The 15199-nt window shown below is 67.7% G+C and carries 14 protein-coding genes; all 14 read right to left on the bottom strand.

All coding sequences use genetic code 11. The features are described 5' to 3' along the window. Nucleotides 1-2: 2 nt before the first annotated feature. The 14 genes from DES41_RS13365 to DES41_RS13300 all read right to left on the bottom strand — a co-directional run bounded on the left by DES41_RS13365 (nt 3) and on the right by DES41_RS13300 (nt 15179). Entirely contained in the window at nt 3-1637 is a 1635-nt protein-coding gene (locus DES41_RS13365) for an isovaleryl-CoA dehydrogenase (RefSeq protein WP_114468138.1), read from the bottom strand. A 17-nt stretch (nt 1638-1654) separates the two neighbouring features. After that, nucleotides 1655-2671 carry an NADP-dependent oxidoreductase gene (locus DES41_RS13360; RefSeq protein WP_114468137.1) on the bottom strand — a complete coding sequence of 339 codons (1017 nt, stop codon included), beginning with the start codon at nt 2669-2671 and terminating at the stop codon, nt 1655-1657. Nucleotides 2672-2707: 36 nt separating this feature from the next. Continuing rightward, nucleotides 2708-3127 (bottom strand): PaaI family thioesterase, encoded by a 420-nt coding sequence (locus DES41_RS13355; protein ID WP_114468136.1) that lies wholly within the window; start codon nt 3125-3127, stop codon nt 2708-2710. Further along, nucleotides 3124-3918 carry an SDR family oxidoreductase gene (locus DES41_RS13350; RefSeq protein WP_114468135.1) on the bottom strand — a complete coding sequence of 265 codons (795 nt, stop codon included), beginning with the start codon at nt 3916-3918 and terminating at the stop codon, nt 3124-3126. The genes DES41_RS13355 and DES41_RS13350 overlap by 4 nt, the downstream gene beginning before the upstream one ends. Before the next feature lie 34 nt (nt 3919-3952). Beyond that, entirely contained in the window at nt 3953-4159 is a 207-nt protein-coding gene (locus DES41_RS13345; RefSeq protein ID WP_114468134.1) for a hypothetical protein, read from the bottom strand. Between the two features lie 48 nt (nt 4160-4207). Beyond that, the gene (locus DES41_RS13340; protein ID WP_114468133.1) at nt 4208-6034 is read right to left on the bottom strand and encodes an acyl-CoA dehydrogenase; all 1827 of its coding nucleotides are present in this window, start codon (nt 6032-6034) and stop codon (nt 4208-4210) included. Beyond that, on the bottom strand, nt 6031-6480 hold the full coding sequence (locus DES41_RS13335; protein WP_211332967.1) for a PaaI family thioesterase: 450 nt from the start codon (nt 6478-6480) through the stop codon (nt 6031-6033). Before DES41_RS13335 ends, DES41_RS13340 begins: the two co-directional genes overlap by 4 nt. After that, the gene (locus DES41_RS13330) at nt 6480-7655 is read right to left on the bottom strand and encodes an acetyl-CoA C-acyltransferase (RefSeq protein WP_114468132.1); all 1176 of its coding nucleotides are present in this window, start codon (nt 7653-7655) and stop codon (nt 6480-6482) included. Before DES41_RS13330 ends, DES41_RS13335 begins: the two co-directional genes overlap by 1 nt. 25 nt (nt 7656-7680) lie before the next feature. Beyond that, nucleotides 7681-9780: a 3-hydroxyacyl-CoA dehydrogenase NAD-binding domain-containing protein gene (locus DES41_RS13325; RefSeq protein WP_114468131.1), complete on the bottom strand. Its 2100-nt coding sequence runs from the start codon at nt 9778-9780 to the stop codon at nt 7681-7683. Nucleotides 9781-10021: 241 nt separating this feature from the next. Beyond that, complete coding sequence (locus tag DES41_RS13320) at nt 10022-10717, bottom strand: ABC transporter ATP-binding protein (RefSeq protein WP_114468130.1); 696 nt, start codon at nt 10715-10717, stop codon at nt 10022-10024. Between the two features lie 2 nt (nt 10718-10719). Next, the gene (locus tag DES41_RS13315) at nt 10720-11511 is read right to left on the bottom strand and encodes an ABC transporter ATP-binding protein (protein WP_114468129.1); all 792 of its coding nucleotides are present in this window, start codon (nt 11509-11511) and stop codon (nt 10720-10722) included. Then, the gene (locus DES41_RS13310) at nt 11508-12800 is read right to left on the bottom strand and encodes a branched-chain amino acid ABC transporter permease (RefSeq protein ID WP_114468128.1); all 1293 of its coding nucleotides are present in this window, start codon (nt 12798-12800) and stop codon (nt 11508-11510) included. Before DES41_RS13310 ends, DES41_RS13315 begins: the two co-directional genes overlap by 4 nt. Before the next feature lie 2 nt (nt 12801-12802). Further along, nucleotides 12803-13837, bottom strand: a complete 1035-nt coding sequence (locus tag DES41_RS13305) for a branched-chain amino acid ABC transporter permease (protein WP_114468127.1) — start codon at nt 13835-13837, stop codon at nt 12803-12805. Nucleotides 13838-13946: 109 nt separating this feature from the next. After that, nucleotides 13947-15179 (bottom strand): branched-chain amino acid ABC transporter substrate-binding protein, encoded by a 1233-nt coding sequence (locus DES41_RS13300; protein ID WP_114468126.1) that lies wholly within the window; start codon nt 15177-15179, stop codon nt 13947-13949. Nucleotides 15180-15199 lie beyond the last annotated feature (20 nt).

Below are 15199 nucleotides of genomic sequence, written 5' to 3'. Positions count from 1 at the left end.
CTTCAATGAGGGGTCGCACGCGCGATGATGGCGTCGAAGTCGCAGGCCGAAGGCAGGCTGCCGAAGCTGCGGCCCCAGTCGCCGTCGACGCGCGAGGCGCAGAAGGCATCGGCCACGGCGGGTGTGGAATGCCGCACCAGCAGGGCCGCCTGCACTGCGAGGGCGATGTCTTCGGCCAGGCGCCGGGCTTGGGCCTCGCCCTCGACCTGCGCGATGCGCTGCGGCAGCACGGTGGCCAGCCGGTCGAGCGCCTTGTTGCCACGCGCGGGCGCGAGTTCGGCAGCCAGCGCCTCGCCCACATCGCCCTTGCGCAGCACGCGCAGCAGATCCAGCGCCATGATGTTGCCCGCGCCTTCCCAGATGGAGTTGAGCGGCATCTCGCGGTAGATGCGGGCCATCACGCCTTCGCCGCCCTCCTCCACGTAGCCGTTGCCACCCAGGCATTCCATGGCCTCCTGGCCGAAGGCGCTGCCGCGCTTGCAGATCCAGAACTTGGCGACGGGCGTGAGCAGGCGCGCCATCAGCTGCTCGTGCGCATCGTCGGGCCGATCGAAGGCGTGGGCCAGGCGCAGTGCCAGCGCCGTGGCGGCCTCGGACTCCAGGGCCAGGTCGGCCAGCACGTTGCGCATGAGGGGCTGCGACGCCAGTGTCTTGCCGAAGGCCGTGCGTTCGGCCGTGTGGTGCAGCGCCAGCGCCAGCGCCTGGCGCATGAGGCCGGAGGTCCCGAGCGCACAGTCCAGCCGCGTCATGGTGCCCATCTCGAGGATCTGCGGCACGCCGCGGCCCTCCTCGCCGACCAGCCAGGCCTGCGCGCCGTGGAATTCGACCTCGGAACTCGCATTGGCCTTGTTGCCCAGCTTGTCCTTGAGCCGCTGGATGCGGACCGCGTTGCGCGTGCCGTCGGGCAGCACCCGGGGCAGGAAGAAGCAGGAGAGCCCGCTTGGGGCCTGCGCCAGCACGAGGAAGGCATCGCACATCGGTGCCGAGAAGAACCACTTGTGGCCCGTGAGCGCGTAGCGCTCGCCCCAGCCGTCGCGTCCATCGTGCAGCGCCTGGGTGGTGTTGGCACGCACGTCCGAGCCGCCCTGCTTCTCGGTCATGCCCATGCCCATGGTCACGCCGGGTTTGTCCGCCACGAAGCGCAGCACCGGGTCGTACCAACGGCTCTGCAGCTTGCGCGACCAGTCGGCGTGGACTGCCGCGTTGCCGCGCAGCGCGGGCGCTACCGCATAGGTCATCGAGACCGGGCACAGCACGGAGGGCTCGAGCTCGGTGAACAGCATGAAGCCGGCGGCACGCTGCAGGTGGGCATCGGCGCCACCGGCCCAGGGCGTGCCGTGCAGGCCGGCGCCGACAGCGGCTGCCATCAGTGCGTGGTAGCTCGGATGGAACTCCACCTCGTCGACCCGCCGCCCGAAGCGGTCGTGCGTGTGCAGCTGCGGCCCGTGCACATTGGCCAGCCGCGCATGGCCCTGCATGGTGGCCGTGCCCAGCGCCTGCCCCAGGGCCTGCAGCGGCGCCAGCTGCAGGCCGGGGGCATGGAACGCCAGCGCATCGCGCAGGCCGCGGTTGGTGGCGAACAGGTCGACATCGACCAGCGCCGAACTCTGGTTGAAGACTTCGTGCGTCTGGTCCATGGCGACCTCCTGAAGCGTCAGGCGAGTTGTACCAGCTGCTTGCCGAAGTTGCGACCCTTGAGCAGGCCCAGGAAGGCCTCGGGCGCCGCTGCCAGGCCCTGGGCAATGGACTCGCGTGGCCGCAGCTTGCCGCTCGCGACCAGGCCGCCGAGTTCTGCCAATGCCTCGGGCCAGACCTCCATGTGCTCGCTGACGATGAAGCCTTCGAGCCGGATGCGGTTGATCAGCAGCAGCGAAGGGTTGGCCAGCGGCAGCGGTGCGCCGTCGTAGCCGGCGATCATGCCGCACAGCGCGATGCGGGCGAACGCATTGGTGCGCAGTAGCACGGCATCCAGCACCATGCCGCCCACGTTCTCGAAGTAGCCGTCGATGCCCTGCGGGCAAGCCGTCTTGAGCGCGGCCGACAGGCTCTTCACGTCGCTGTGCACCTTGTAGTCGATGCAGTCGTCGAAGCCGAGTTCGTCCCGCACATAGGCGCACTTGTCGGGCCCGCCGGCGATGCCGACCACGCGGCAACCGCGCGCCTTGCCCAGCGCGCCGAAAGCGCTGCCCACGGCGCCGCTGGCCGCACTCACGACCAGCGTCTCGCCGGCCTTGGGCGCGATCAGCTTGACCAGGCCGTACCAGGCCGTGACGCCCGGCATGCCGACTGCGCCCAGGTAGTGCGACAGCGGCACCTGGCTGGTGTCGACCTTGCGCAGCACGCCGGGCAGGTTGGCGTCGACCACGCTGTACTGCTGCCAGCCGCCGAAGCCGACCACCTTCTCGCCGACGGCGAAGCGCGGGTTGCGGCTCTCGACGATCTCGCCCACGGTGCCGCCCTGCATGACCTGGCCCAGCGGTTGCGGCTGCGCGTAGCTCTTGCTCTCGTTCATGCGGCCGCGCATGTACGGGTCCAGACTCATGAAGTGGTGCCGCACCAGCACCTGGCCGTCGGCCAGCGCGGGCGTGTCGGTTTCCACCAGCTTGAAGTTGCTGGCCTGGGCTTCGCCCTCGGGGCGGTTGTCGAGCAGGATCTGCTGGTTGCGTGGCATGGAAGTCTCCTCTTGCGTTGGATTCGGTCGCTGGTGTCAGTCGCTGGGGGGGGCCGGCATCGACGGCGTGCGCGGGATGTACTTGAAGGTGCCGGTGGCATGGGCGCAGAGCCGCCCTTCCTGGTCTTCGATGCGCGCTTCGGTGAAGGCCATGCGGCCGGTGGCCTGCAGCACGCTGCCGAGGGCGACCAGCGGGCCGCGCGCGCTCTGCATGAAGCTGGTCTTCATCTCGATGGTCAGCACGCCCATCTCGGGCCGCAGGCTGCGTGCGGCCGCGGCCATGGTCACGTCCAGCAGCGTCATGCAGGCACCGCCATGCGTGACATGGAAGTTGTTCAGGTGCTCGGGCTTGGCCTCGTAGCGCATCTCGGATTGCCCGTCCTCGAAGCGCGTCAGCGTGATGCCCAGGTGGTCGATGAAGGGCACGGCGAAGAGTTGCTGGATCGGCGTCGTCATGCTGCGCCGAGCACCACGCTCACGCCGCCGTCCACGGCCAGCCACTGGCCGGTGATGTGCTTGCCCGCATCGCTCGCATACAGCAGCGTGATGCCCTTGAGGTCTTCGTCGTCGCCCAGGCGCTGCAGCGGCGCGCCGGCTTTCATGTGGTCCTCGCCCAGGCTGTCGATCAGGCCGTTGGACAGCTTGGTGCGAAAGAAACCCGGGCAGATCGCGTTGACCGTGATGCCATAGCGGCCCCACTCGGCCGCCAGCGTGCGCGTGAAGCCGATCACCGCCGTTTTGGAGGTGTTGTAGGCCAGCGTCTTCATGCCGACCGGATTGCCGTTCAGCGCCGCGATCGAGGCGATGTTGATGATGCGTCCGCCGCGCTGCTTGATCATGCAGCCGTTGGCGATCTGCTGGGCCAGGATGAAGTAGCCGCGCACGTTGAGGTTCATGACCTTGTCCCAGGCGGCGACAGGGTGCTCCTCGGCCGGCACGCCCCAGCTCGCGCCGGCGTTGTTGAGCAGGATGTCGACGCGGCCGAAGCGCGCCAGCGTCTGGTCGGCCAGGCCGCGCGTCTCGTCTTCCTTGGCGCAGTCGGCGGCGATCCAGTCGGCCTGGATGCCGGCCGCCTGGAGTTCCGCCGCGGCCTGTTCCAGGTCCTCGGCCTTGCGCGAACTCAGCATGACGCGGGCGCCCGCCTCGCCCAAGGCATGCGCCATCTGCAGGCCCAGGCCGCGCGAGCCGCCGGTCACGAGGGCGGTCTTGCCCGTCAGGTCGAAAAGTTGCTGGATCTTGCGGCTCATGTTGCTCCTTGTTTCTTCTCTGGATGGTGGGTGTTCAGGGCGTGGACTTGAGCCGCGCCCGCACGAAGATCAGCACCACGCCGATCGCCGCGACGATGCCGCCGCCGACGACCAGGCGGTGACCCAGGGCAGCATCCGCGCCCCGCCCGACTGCGAGGCCAAAGACCAGCGTCAACAGGCCGCCGTAGACCAGGATCCAGACCAGGTTCTGGAGCCGCTTGAGATTTCGGGGTGTTGCCATGCGTGCACTGTACCCAAGGCCGTCGGCCCGGGTGTCACGTGCGCAGACTCAAAAGGCATCCTCGGGCAGGTCCAGACAGGTGCTGTCGCAACGTGCCACCACTGCCAGCCAGGCGCCGATCTTGGGCAGCTCGTAGCGGTAGAAAAAGCGCATGGCGGCGAGCCGGCCCTGCGCTGCTGCGCCGCCTGTCCCCTTCGCGCCCACGCTGCAGGCCACGTCCAGCCAGATCCAGGCCAGTACCGTGTGGCCGAAGGCCTGCAGGTAGGGCACGGCATTGGCCAGCGCGCGCTCCGGCTCGCCGCCGGACCAGGCCGCCTGCGTAGCCTGTAGCACCTGGGCCCAGGCGTCCTTCAGCGCGGCGGCCTCTTCGGCCAGGGCGGGCTGCGCGCCGGCGCGCACGATGGTCTGCTCCAGCCGCGCGCCCAACAGCTGCAGCCCGCGGCCCCCGTCCATGCGCACCTTGCGGCCCAGCAGGTCCATGGCCTGGATGCCGTGCGTGCCCTCGTGGATCATGTTCAGGCGGTTGTCGCGCCAGTACTGCTCGACCGGGAAGTCGCGCGTGTAGCCGTAGCCGCCATGCACCTGGATGGCGAGCGAATTGGCCTCCAGGCACCATTCGCTGGGCCAGCTCTTGGCGATCGGTGTCAGCACCTCCAGCAGCAGGCCGGCCTCGTCCCGGGCTTCGGCATCCCCCGTGCGCTGTACGTCGACCAGGCGCGCGCAGTACAGCTCCAGCGCGAGTGCGCCCTCCCCGTACGACTTCTGCGCGAGCAGCATGCGCTTGACGTCCGCGTGCTCGATGATGCGCACCTGCGGCGCGGCCGCATCCTTGCCGGCCTTGCCCTGGGGCCGCCCCTGCGGCCGGTTCTTCGCGTAGTCCAGCGCGGCGTAGTAGCCGGCCAGCCCCAGCATGGCGGCCGAGGTGCCGACCGCGATGCGGGCCTCGTTCATCATGTGGAACATGCAGCGCAGGCCCTCGTGCGGCTGGCCGACCAGGTAGCCGATGGCGCCCGCACGGCCACGCACCGGGTACTTGCCCTCGCCGAAGTTCAGCAGCGTGTTGGTCGTGCCGCGCCAGCCCAGCTTGTGGTTCAGGCCGGCCAGCGCCACGTCGTTGCGCTCGCCGGTCAGCTGGCCCTCCGTGTCGACCAGCTTCTTCGGAACGATGAACAGCGAGATGCCACGCGTTCCGGCGATCGGCTTGCCGTCCGGACCGGGAATCTTGGCCAGCACCAGATGGACGATGTTCTCGTTGAGCTCGTGCTCGCCCGAGGAAATCCACATCTTGTTGCCCGTGAGCCGGTAGCGCGCCCCCAGCGGATCGGCCTCGAAGCCATCGCCATCGGGCACGGCACGGGTGGCCACGTCCGACAGCGAGGAGCCGGCCTGCGGCTCGGACAGACACATCGTGCCCGAGAAGCGGCCATTGAACTCGTTGCGCGCGAACACGGCCTTCTGCAGGTCCGTGCCGTGCACCAGCAACAGATTGGCGTTGCCTTTGGTCAGCAGCGCCGAGTTGATGCTGACCGAGGCCAGCGCAAAGAAGGCGTTCGCCGCGGCCTCGACCGTGAACGGCAACTGCATGCCGCCCTCGTCGTGGTCCTGCGCAGCACTGAGCATGCCGGACCCGGCATAGGCGCGGCTCGCCGCCTGCGTGGCGGCCGGCAGGATGACCTTCTCGCCGTCGAAGCGCGGCTCCTCGGTGTCCACGAGCCGGTTGAACGGCGCGTACTTCTCGCGCGCGATGCGCTCGCAGGTGTCCAGCACGGCGTCGAAGGTCTCGCGCGAATGCTCGGCATAGCGCGGAGCGCCAGTCAGGTCCTCGGCCTGCAGCCAGTCGTACAGCAGGAAGTCCACCAGGGGGCGCAGGCTCATGTCTCGGCTTTCTCGGGCAAGGCGGCAATCGTGCCCTGCGCCAGCGCACAGAGCTTTTCGGCACCGTCCTGCAGCGCGAACACCTCGCAGCTGCAGACGGCCTGGGAGCGGCCCACGTGCACGGCGCGCGCACGCGCAACCAGGCGCTCGCCGATACCGGGCCGCAGGTAGTTGATCTTGAATTCGGCGGTCACGACAGGCACACGCAGGGCCGTGCCGCCAGCGAAGGTCAGCGCGTTGTCGGCCAGGTAGCTCAGCACGCCACCGTGGGCGAAGCCGTGCTGCTGCTGCAGCTGCGCGGTGAGCGGCAGCTGCAGCTGCAGCTCGACCACGCCGGCCTGCAGCGCCGTCAGCTCCGCGCCCAGCAATTGGCTGAAGGGCTGCGATGCCAGTGCCTGGCGGCCGAACGCGAGGAACTCTTCGGCCGATGGCACCGGCTCCGCCATCACAGCACCTCGAACACGCCGGCCGCGCCCATGCCGCCGCCGATGCACATGGTCACGCAGACCTTCTTGGCGCCGCGGCGCTTGCCTTCGATCAGCGCATGGCCGGTCAGGCGCTGGCCCGACACGCCGTAGGGATGGCCGACCGCGATGGCGCCGCCGTTCACGTTGAGCCGCTCGGCCGGGATGCCGAGCTTGTCGCGGCAGTAGATCACTTGCACGGCGAAGGCTTCGTTCAGTTCCCACAGGTCGATGTCGTTCACCGTGAGCCCCAGGCGCTTCAACACCTTGGGGATCGCGAACACCGGGCCGATGCCCATCTCGTCCGGCTCGCAGCCCGCCACGGCAAAGCCCAGGAAGCGGCCCAGCGGCTGCAGCCCCTTCTTCTGCGCCAGCGACTCGTGCATGAGCAGGCACGCGCCTGCGCCGTCGGAGAACTGGCTCGCATTGCCGGCCGAGATGAGGCCGCCGGGCAGCGCCGAGCGCAGGCCGTGGATGGCATCGAAGGTGGTGCCGGGGCGGATGCCCTCGTCGTTCTCCACCGTCACCTTCTTCGTGATGAGCCCCAGCGTCTTGTCGGCCACGCCCATGGTCACCGTGATCGGCGCGATCTCCTGCTTGAACAGGCCGGCTTCCAGCGCGGCGGCGGCTTTCTGCTGGCTGGCGGCGCCGTATTCGTCCATGGCCTCGCGGCCGATGTTGTAGCGCTTGGCCACCTGCTCGGCGGTCTGCAGCATGTTCCAGTAGATCTCGGGCTTCATCGCCTTGAGCTCGGGGTCGACAGCCATATGCTGGTTGAGCTCCTGCTGCACGCAGGAGATGCTCTCCAGGCCGCCCGCCACCAGCACGTCGTTCTCGCCCGCGACGATGCGCTGGGCCGCCAGTGCGATGGCTTGCAGGCCCGAGGAGCAAAAGCGGTTGATCGTGAGGCCGGAGGTCGTCACGGGCAGGCCGGCGCGGATGGCGATCAGGCGCGCGACGTTGCCGCCTGTCGTGCCTTCGGGCAGGGACATGCCCATGATCACGTCCTCGACCTCGGCACCTTCGACGCCGGCGCGCTGCACGGCGTGCTGCACGGCATGGGCACCCAGCGTCGGGCCGTAGGTCATGTTGAAGGCACCCTTCCAGCTCTTGGCGAGCGGTGTGCGGGCGGTGGAAACGATGACGGCGTTGGTCATGGCAATTCCTTGGGTATCGGGGTGATCAGTTGAAGGTCTTGCCTTCGGCGGCCAGGCGCGCGAGCAGCGGCGCGGGCTGCCAGAACGCGGCATCGTCGAGCGGGTTCTGCGCGAAGCGCTGCATGGCCTGGACCACGTTGAACAGGCCGACCTGGTCGGCATACAGCATGGGGCCGCCGCGGTGCACCGGGAAGCCGTAGCCGAAGATGTAGACCACGTCGATGTCGCTGGCCTTGTTGGCGATGCCTTCTTCCAGGATGTGGGCGCCCTCGTTGACCAGTGCGAACACCAGGCGCTGCACGATCTCCTCGTCGGAGATCTTGCGCGGCGTGATGCCCAGGCTCTTGCGGTGCTCCTCGATCATCTTCACGACCTCGGCATTCGGGATCGCGTCGCGCTTGCCGGCCTGGTAGTCGTACCAGCCCGCGCCCGTCTTCTGGCCGAAGCGGCCGCGCTCGCAGAGCAGGTCGGCCGTCTTGCTGTACTTCATGCCTGGCTTCTCGACGCTGCGGCGCTTGCGGATGGCCCAGCCGATGTCGTTGCCGGCCAGGTCGCCCATGCGGAAGGGGCCCATGGCGAAGCCGAACTTCTCGATCGCCTTGTCGACCTGCTCGGGCGTGCAGCCCTCGTCGAGCAGGAAACCGCCCTGGCGGCCGTACTGCTCGACCATGCGGTTGCCGATGAAGCCGTCGCACACGCCCGAGACCACGGCCGTCTTCTTGATCTTCTTGGACACCGTCATGACCGTGGCCAGCACGTCCTTGCCGGTCTTGGCGCCGCGCACGACCTCGAGCAGCTTCATGACGTTGGCCGGGCTGAAGAAGTGCAGGCCCACCACATCCTGGGGACGCTGCGTAAAGGCCGCGATCTTGTCCACGTCCAGCGTGGAGGTGTTGCTGGCCAGGATGGCGCCGGGCTTCATCACGGCGTCCAGCTGCTTGAACACCTGCTCCTTGACGCCGAGTTCCTCGAACACGGCCTCGATCACGAGATCGGCGGCGCCCAGGTCGGCGTAGCTGAGCGTGGTGGTGAGCTGGGCCATGCGCTGCTCGTACTTGTCCTGCTTGAGCTTGCCCTTCTTGACCTGGGCTTCGTAGTTCTTGCGGATGGTGGCCACGCCGCGGTCCAGCGCCTCCTGTTTCATCTCCAGCATGGTGACCGGGATGCCGGCGTTCAGGAAGTTCATGGCGATGCCGCCGCCCATGGTGCCGGCACCGATCACGGCCACGGCCTGGATGGCGCGCTGCGGCGTGTCTTCGGGCACGTCGGGAATCTTGGACGCGGCACGCTCGGACACGAACAGGTGGCGCAGCGCGCGCGATTCGGGCGTCCACATCAGGTGGATGAAGGCCTCGCGCTCGGCCGCCATGCCGGCGTCGAACTTCTGCTTCGTCGCGGCCTCCACGGTGTCCACGCACTTGGCCGGCGCCGGGAAGTTCTTGGCCATGCCCTTGACCATGTTGCGCGCGAACTGGAAGTAGGCGTCGCCCTTGGGGTGCTTGCAAGGCAGGTTGCGCACCAGCGGCAGCGGCCGCGCATCGGCCACCGAGCGCGCATAGGCGAGCGCCTCCTCGGCCAGTGACTCGGGGGATGCCGCCATCTTGTCGAACAGCTTCTGGCCGGGCACCGCGGCGATGAACTCGCTCTTGACCGGCTCGCCGCTCACGATCATGTTGAGGGCAGCCTCCACGCCCAGCACCCGCGGCAGGCGCTGCGTGCCCCCGGCGCCCGGCACCAGGCCCAGCTTGACCTCGGGCAGCGCGACAGCGCAGCCCGGGGCGGCGATGCGGTAATGGCAGCCCAGCGCCAGCTCCAGTCCCCCGCCCATGCAGACCGAGTGGATAGCCGCGACCACCGGCTTGGCCGAGTTCTCCACGGCGAGGATCACGCTGAGCAGGTTGGGTTCCTGCAGCGCCTTGGGCGAGCCGAACTCCTTGATGTCGGCACCGCCCGAGAAGGCCTTGCCAGCGCCGGTCAGCACGATGGCGCGCACGGCGCCGTCGGCATTGGCCTTGGCCAGGCCATCGGCGATGCCCTGGCGGGTTGCGAGCCCGAGTCCATTGACCGGTGGGTTGTTCAGGCTGATGACGGCGACGTCACCGTGGACTGCATAGGCAGCGGTCATGCTGGAGCTCCTCGTTGGACATGAAAAGAACGACCGTTCACTTTTCATTCTAGGGGTGAAGTGGTTGCGGCCTGATCGGTGTTGTCCCGGTCGGGACATGATTCCGCGCCTGGCGTTACACCTTGTTTCGACGTGAGATGTGGCCGCGGACGGCCACGCCGAAACGTGACGCAACGCATGGCATGTTCGGTGGCGGGCTGGCTGGTGCACCATGCGGTCGGCGTCCCCCCGCCCCGCTGGGCTACACCTCCAGCCACTCCTTGCGGACATAGGCATCCGCGCGCAGGGCCTCGGGCGTGCCCTGGAACACGATGCTGCCATGGCCCATGACCAGCGCGCGGTCAGAGATGCTCATGGCGATGGTGAGCTTCTGCTCGATCAGCAGCACGGAGATGCCACGCGCCTTGAGCGCCTTGAGGTATTCGCCGACCAGCTCGACGATCTTGGGCGCCAGGCCCTCGGTCGGCTCGTCGATGATGATGAGGTCGGGGTCGCCCATCAGCGCGCGGCACAGCGTCAGCATCTGCTGCTCGCCACCGGACAGCACGCCCGCCTCGGTGTGCTGGCGCTCCTTGAGCCGCGGGAACATGCCGTACATGTCGTCGAAGCCCCAGCGGCTGCCCTGCCCCTTGCCCTTCTGCCCCAGCATGAGGTTCTGGTGCACGGTCAGCGTGGGAAAGATGTCGCGGTTCTCGGGCACGTAGCCGATGCCCAGGTGCGCAATCTCGTAGGCCTTGCGGCCCAGGATGTCCTGGCCCTTCCAGGCGATCTGGCCGGTGCAGTCCACCAGGCCCATGATGGCCTTGGCCGTGGTGGAGCGGCCCGAGCCATTGCGCCCGAGCAGCGCGACGATCTCGCCCTGGCCGATGTCCAGGTTCACGCCATGCAGCACGTGGCTCTTGCCGTAGTAGGCGTGCAGGTTGTCGATCTTGAGCATGTTCAGTGTCCACCTGCTTGCTGTTCTGCGAGCACCGAGCCGAGATAGGCCTCCTGCACGCGCGGATTGGCGCGCACCGCGTCGGGCGTGTCGAAGGCCAGCACCTCGCCATAGACCAGCACGGCGATCTTGTCGGCCAGGCCGAACACCACGCCCATGTCGTGTTCCACGGTCAGCAGCGTCTTGCCCACGGTCACGTCGCGGATGAGCTGGATGAAGCGCGTGGTCTCGCTCTTGCTCATGCCGGCCGTGGGTTCGTCGAGCAGCACCACGCTGGAGCCGCCCGCGATGGTCAGGCCGATCTCCAGCGCGCGCTGCTCGGCATAGGTCAGGTTCATGGCCAGCGTGTCGCGACGCTTGTCCAGCTTGAGCATGTGCATGAGCTGCTCGGCGCGGTCGTTGGCGTCCTTCAGGTCGGCCAGGAACTTCCAGAATGCATAGCGGTAGCCGAGCGACCACAGCACCCCGCAGCGCAGGTTCTCGAAGACCGACAGCCGCGTGAACAGGTTGGACACCTGGAAGCTGCGCGACAGGCCGCGCCGGTTGATCTCGTACGGCGCCAGGCCGTCGATGCGCTGGCCGTGGAGCCGGATCTCGCCGCTGGTGGGGCCGAAGCGCCCGCTGATGAGGTTGAACAGCGTGGACTTGCCTGCGCCGTTGGGGCCGATGATGGCCACGCGCTCGCCGGCCGCGACCTTGAGTTCGGCGCCGCGGATGATCTCGGTCTTGCCGAAGCTCTTGCGCAGGTCGACCAGTTCGAGCGCATAGCCCTGGGTGGATGACGATTCGCTCACGCGGCCTCCCGCCGTTTGATTTCCTTCTCGATCGCGACCTGGGCCTCGCCCCAGTCGTGCATGAAGCTGCGGCGCGCCACCTCGAACAGGCCGATGCCGGTCAGCAGCACGAAGATGCAGCCGAACCAGCTGTCCACGCTCGCCACGTCGAGCGTGGCGCCCAGGAAATGCAGTTCCGAGCCCATGGCCGCACCGAGCTGCAGGTGGTAGACCATCTCGACCATCGCTGCCGCGCCGGCCAGCAGCACCAGTGCCGTGCCGCCCAGCGCAAGGTAGGAGGTCCACAGGCGGCGCAGCTGCCCGAAGGCCGCCACGCGCAGGTTCATCATGATCAGGCTGGCGATGCCACCCGGCGCATACATGACCATGAACAGGAACACCAGGCCCAGGTACAGCAGCCAGGCCTTGGTGAACTCGGACAGCAGCACGAAGGCCAGCACCATCAGGATGCCGCCGATGATGGGGCCGAAGAAGAAGGTCGCCCCGCCCAGGAAGGTGAACAGCAGGTAGCCGCCCGAGCGCCCCGCGCCCACCACCTCGGCCGTCACGATCTCGAAGTTCAGCGCCCCCAGGCCGCCCGCGATGCCGGCGAAGAAGCCGGCGATGATGAAGGCGATGTAGCGCACGCGCCGCGTGCTGTAGCCGATGAACTCCACGCGCTCGGCGTTGTCGCGCACGGCGTTGAGCATGCGGCCCAGTGGCGTGCGCGTGAACGCGAACATGGCGGCCACGCAGACGAAGGTGTAGACGGCGATCAGATAGTAGACCTGGATCTGCGGCCCGTAGGTGATGCCGAAGAAGGGCTTGCCGGCCACGCGGTCGCCGCTCACGCCGGCCTCGCCGCCAAAGAAGCCCGAGAACATCAGCGACATCGCGAACACCAGCTCGGCCATGCCCAGCGTGATCATCGCGAACGGCGTGCCGGCCTTCTTGGTCGTGACGAAGCCGAACAGCACGGCGAAGAACATGCCCGCGATGCCGCCGACGATGGGCAAGAGGCTGACCGGAATCGGCAGCTGCCCCTTGGTCAGCATGTTCAGCGCGTGGATCGCGACGTAGGAGCCCAGGCCGGTGTAGACCGCGTGGCCGAAGCTCAGCATGCCGCCTTGGCCCAGCAGCATGTTGTAGGAGAGGCAGGCGATGATGGCGATGCCCATCTGCGACAGCATGGTCGCCGACAGGTTGCTCGTGAACAGCAGCGGCGCCACCGCCATCACGAGCGCGAACAGGCCCCAGACGACGAGGCGGCCGACGTTCCAGGGCTTGAAGCTGTAGTGGGTCTTGTGCATGGTCAGCCCTCCCGGCTTCCGAGCAGGCCCTTGGGCCGGAAGATCAGGATCAGCACGAGGAACAGGTACGGCAGGATGGGTGCCACCTGCGAGACCGTGAGCGTGAGCAGCGAATTGCTGCTGGCGGCGGGACCCGGCTCCATGCCCATGCTGCGCAGCAGGCCCAGCAGCGAGCCGTCCATCGCCACGGCGAAGGTCTGGATCACGCCGATCAGGATGGACGCGAGGAAGGCGCCCGACAGCGATCCCATGCCCCCCACGACGACCACCACGAAGATGATGGAGCCCACCGTGGCCGCCATCGCCGGCTCGGTCACGAAGGTGCTGCCGCCGATCACGCCGGCGAGGCCCGCCAGCGCGGCGCCCGCACCGAACACCAGCATGAAGACGCGCGGCACGTTGTGGCCCAGCGATTCCACGGCCTCGGGGTGCGTCAGCGCGGCCTGGATCACGAGGCCGATGCGCGTGCGCGTGAGCAGCAACCAGACCGCCACCAGCATGAACACGGCCACCAGCATCATGAAGCCGCGCGTCGCTGGGAACGGCGAGCAGACCACGCGCACGGCGGCGTCCGCCGCCTGGCACATGGCGGCCGGCGCAGCGCCCCAGACCACGCCGAGCCCGTCGACGGAGTGTTGGACCAGCGTGAACGCCGGCCCCTGCAGCACGGGCGGCGGCGTGAAGGGCACGGCCGTGCGGCCCCAGACCAGCTGCACGATCTCCAGGACCACGAAGGACAGGCCGAAGGTCACCAGCAGTTCGGGCACATGCCCGTACTTGTGGACCTTGCGCAGGCACAGCCGCTCGAATAGCGAGCCCAGCACGCCCACCACGATGGGCGCCAGCACCAGCGCCGGCCAGAAGCCGACCAGCTGCGACACGGTGTAGCCCGCGTAGGCGCCCAGCATGTAGAAGCTGGCGTGCGCGAAGTTGAGCACGCCCATCATGCTGAAGATCAGCGTCAGCCCGGAACTGAGCAGGAACAGCAGCAGGCCGTAGCTCAGCCCGTTGAGCATCGAGATCGTGAAGAACTCCATCACCTCACCTTAACGGCCACCTGGGCCGCACTGCAAAAAAAGGCCCGAACCAGAACCTCTGGGTCGGGCCGCTGGGCGGCATCAAGCCGCCCGCAACACCACGCACACCTCAGCCGGGCCGCTTCATCTGGCAGCTGGTGGGCGTGCTGGACACGTACGACTCGAAGGTCTGCACCGGCGCCAGCGTCATGCCGGTGTTCTCGGGGCTGTAGGGATACTTGGTGTCCGCCTTCTGCCAGACGCTGAGGTACAGCGGCTGCTGCAGCTGGTGGTCGCTCTTGCGCATCTCCACATCGCCGTTGAAGCTCTTGAACTTGAGGCCCTCCATGGCGGCCGCCACCTTCACCGGATCGGTCGACTTGGCCTTGGCCATGGCCTCGGACAGCGCCGAGTAGATGTGGATCACCGAGCCGGTGTAGAAGTCGTCCTTGAACTTGGTGTTGAACTCGGTCATCCACTTGCCCATCTGGCCACCCATGTTGTAGTGGTTGTAGGCGACCTGGTAGACGCGGCCCGCACCGCCCTGGCCCAGCGCCGTGGGGGTGCCGGTGACGCCGGCGTAGTAGGTGTAGAACTTGCCGTTGTAGCCGCCTTCGTTGGCCGCCTTGATCAGCAGCGCGAGGTCGGAACCCCAGTTGCCGGTGATCACGGTGTCTGCACCGGAGGCCTTGATCTTGGCGATGTAGGGCGCGAAATCGCGCACCTGGGCCAGCGGATGCAGGTCTTCACCGACGAACTGCACATCGGGCCGCTTGCGCGCCATGATCTCCTTGGAGAACTTGGCCACCTGCTGGCCGTGCGAGTAGTTCTGGTTGAGCAGGTAGACCTTCTTGATGTCCGGCTGGTCCTTCATGTAGGTGGTCAGCGCCTCCAGCTTCATGGAGGTGTCGGCATCGAAGCGGAAGTGCCAGTAGTTGCACTTGCTGTTGGTGAAGTCCGGGTCGACGGCCGAGTGGTTGAGGTAGATCACCTCCTTGCCCGGGTTGCGTGCGTTGTGCTTGTCGATGGCGTCGATCAGCGCGGCGGCGACGGAAGAGCCATTGCCCTGCGTGATGTAGCGCACGCCCTGGTCGAGCGCGGCCTTCAGTGCGTTGAGGCTTTCGGCCGGGCTCAGCTTGTTGTCGAAGGGAATCACTTCGAACTTCACGCCGGCCGGGTTGCTCTGGTTGAACTTCTCGGCGAAGAACTGGAAGCTCTTGACCTGGTTGTTGCCCACCGGGCCCATCAGGCCCGACAGCGGGTCGATCCACGCGATCTTGACCGTCTCGCCCTTCTGGGCGAAAGCGCCCATCGCACAGGCCATCAGCACGGTGGCTGCAACGATTCGTACAACAGGCTTCATTCGTTTGTCTCCTAGTGGTC

It is taken from the genome of Pseudorhodoferax soli (genome assembly GCF_003337555.1).
GTDB classification, from domain to species: domain Bacteria; phylum Pseudomonadota; class Gammaproteobacteria; order Burkholderiales; family Burkholderiaceae_C; genus Pseudorhodoferax; species Pseudorhodoferax soli.
Note: the sequence above shows the minus strand (reverse complement) of the source record. Positions and strands in the feature narration are given on the sequence as shown.

What these genes read in the sequence shown, in the direction of transcription:
- DES41_RS13360 (WP_114468137.1), bottom strand. Translation starts at nt 2,671, where the DNA reads ATGCCACGCAACCAGCAGATCCTGCTCGACAACCGCCCCGAGGGCGAA.
- DES41_RS13325 (WP_114468131.1), bottom strand. Translation starts at nt 9,780, where the DNA reads ATGACCGCTGCCTATGCAGTCCACGGTGACGTCGCCGTCATCAGCCTG.
- DES41_RS13345 (WP_114468134.1), bottom strand. Translation starts at nt 4,159, where the DNA reads ATGGCAACACCCCGAAATCTCAAGCGGCTCCAGAACCTGGTCTGGATC.
- DES41_RS13350 (WP_114468135.1), bottom strand. Translation starts at nt 3,918, where the DNA reads ATGAGCCGCAAGATCCAGCAACTTTTCGACCTGACGGGCAAGACCGCC.
- DES41_RS13335 (WP_211332967.1), bottom strand. Translation starts at nt 6,480, where the DNA reads ATGGCGGAGCCGGTGCCATCGGCCGAAGAGTTCCTCGCGTTCGGCCGC.
- DES41_RS13355 (WP_114468136.1), bottom strand. Translation starts at nt 3,127, where the DNA reads ATGACGACGCCGATCCAGCAACTCTTCGCCGTGCCCTTCATCGACCAC.
- DES41_RS13305 (WP_114468127.1), bottom strand. Translation starts at nt 13,837, where the DNA reads ATGGAGTTCTTCACGATCTCGATGCTCAACGGGCTGAGCTACGGCCTG.
- DES41_RS13300 (WP_114468126.1), bottom strand. Translation starts at nt 15,179, where the DNA reads ATGAAGCCTGTTGTACGAATCGTTGCAGCCACCGTGCTGATGGCCTGT.
- DES41_RS13365 (WP_114468138.1), bottom strand. Translation starts at nt 1,637, where the DNA reads ATGGACCAGACGCACGAAGTCTTCAACCAGAGTTCGGCGCTGGTCGAT.
- DES41_RS13320 (WP_114468130.1), bottom strand. Translation starts at nt 10,717, where the DNA reads ATGCTCAAGATCGACAACCTGCACGCCTACTACGGCAAGAGCCACGTG.
- DES41_RS13340 (WP_114468133.1), bottom strand. Translation starts at nt 6,034, where the DNA reads ATGAGCCTGCGCCCCCTGGTGGACTTCCTGCTGTACGACTGGCTGCAG.
- DES41_RS13310 (WP_114468128.1), bottom strand. Translation starts at nt 12,800, where the DNA reads ATGCACAAGACCCACTACAGCTTCAAGCCCTGGAACGTCGGCCGCCTC.
- DES41_RS13330 (WP_114468132.1), bottom strand. Translation starts at nt 7,655, where the DNA reads ATGACCAACGCCGTCATCGTTTCCACCGCCCGCACACCGCTCGCCAAG.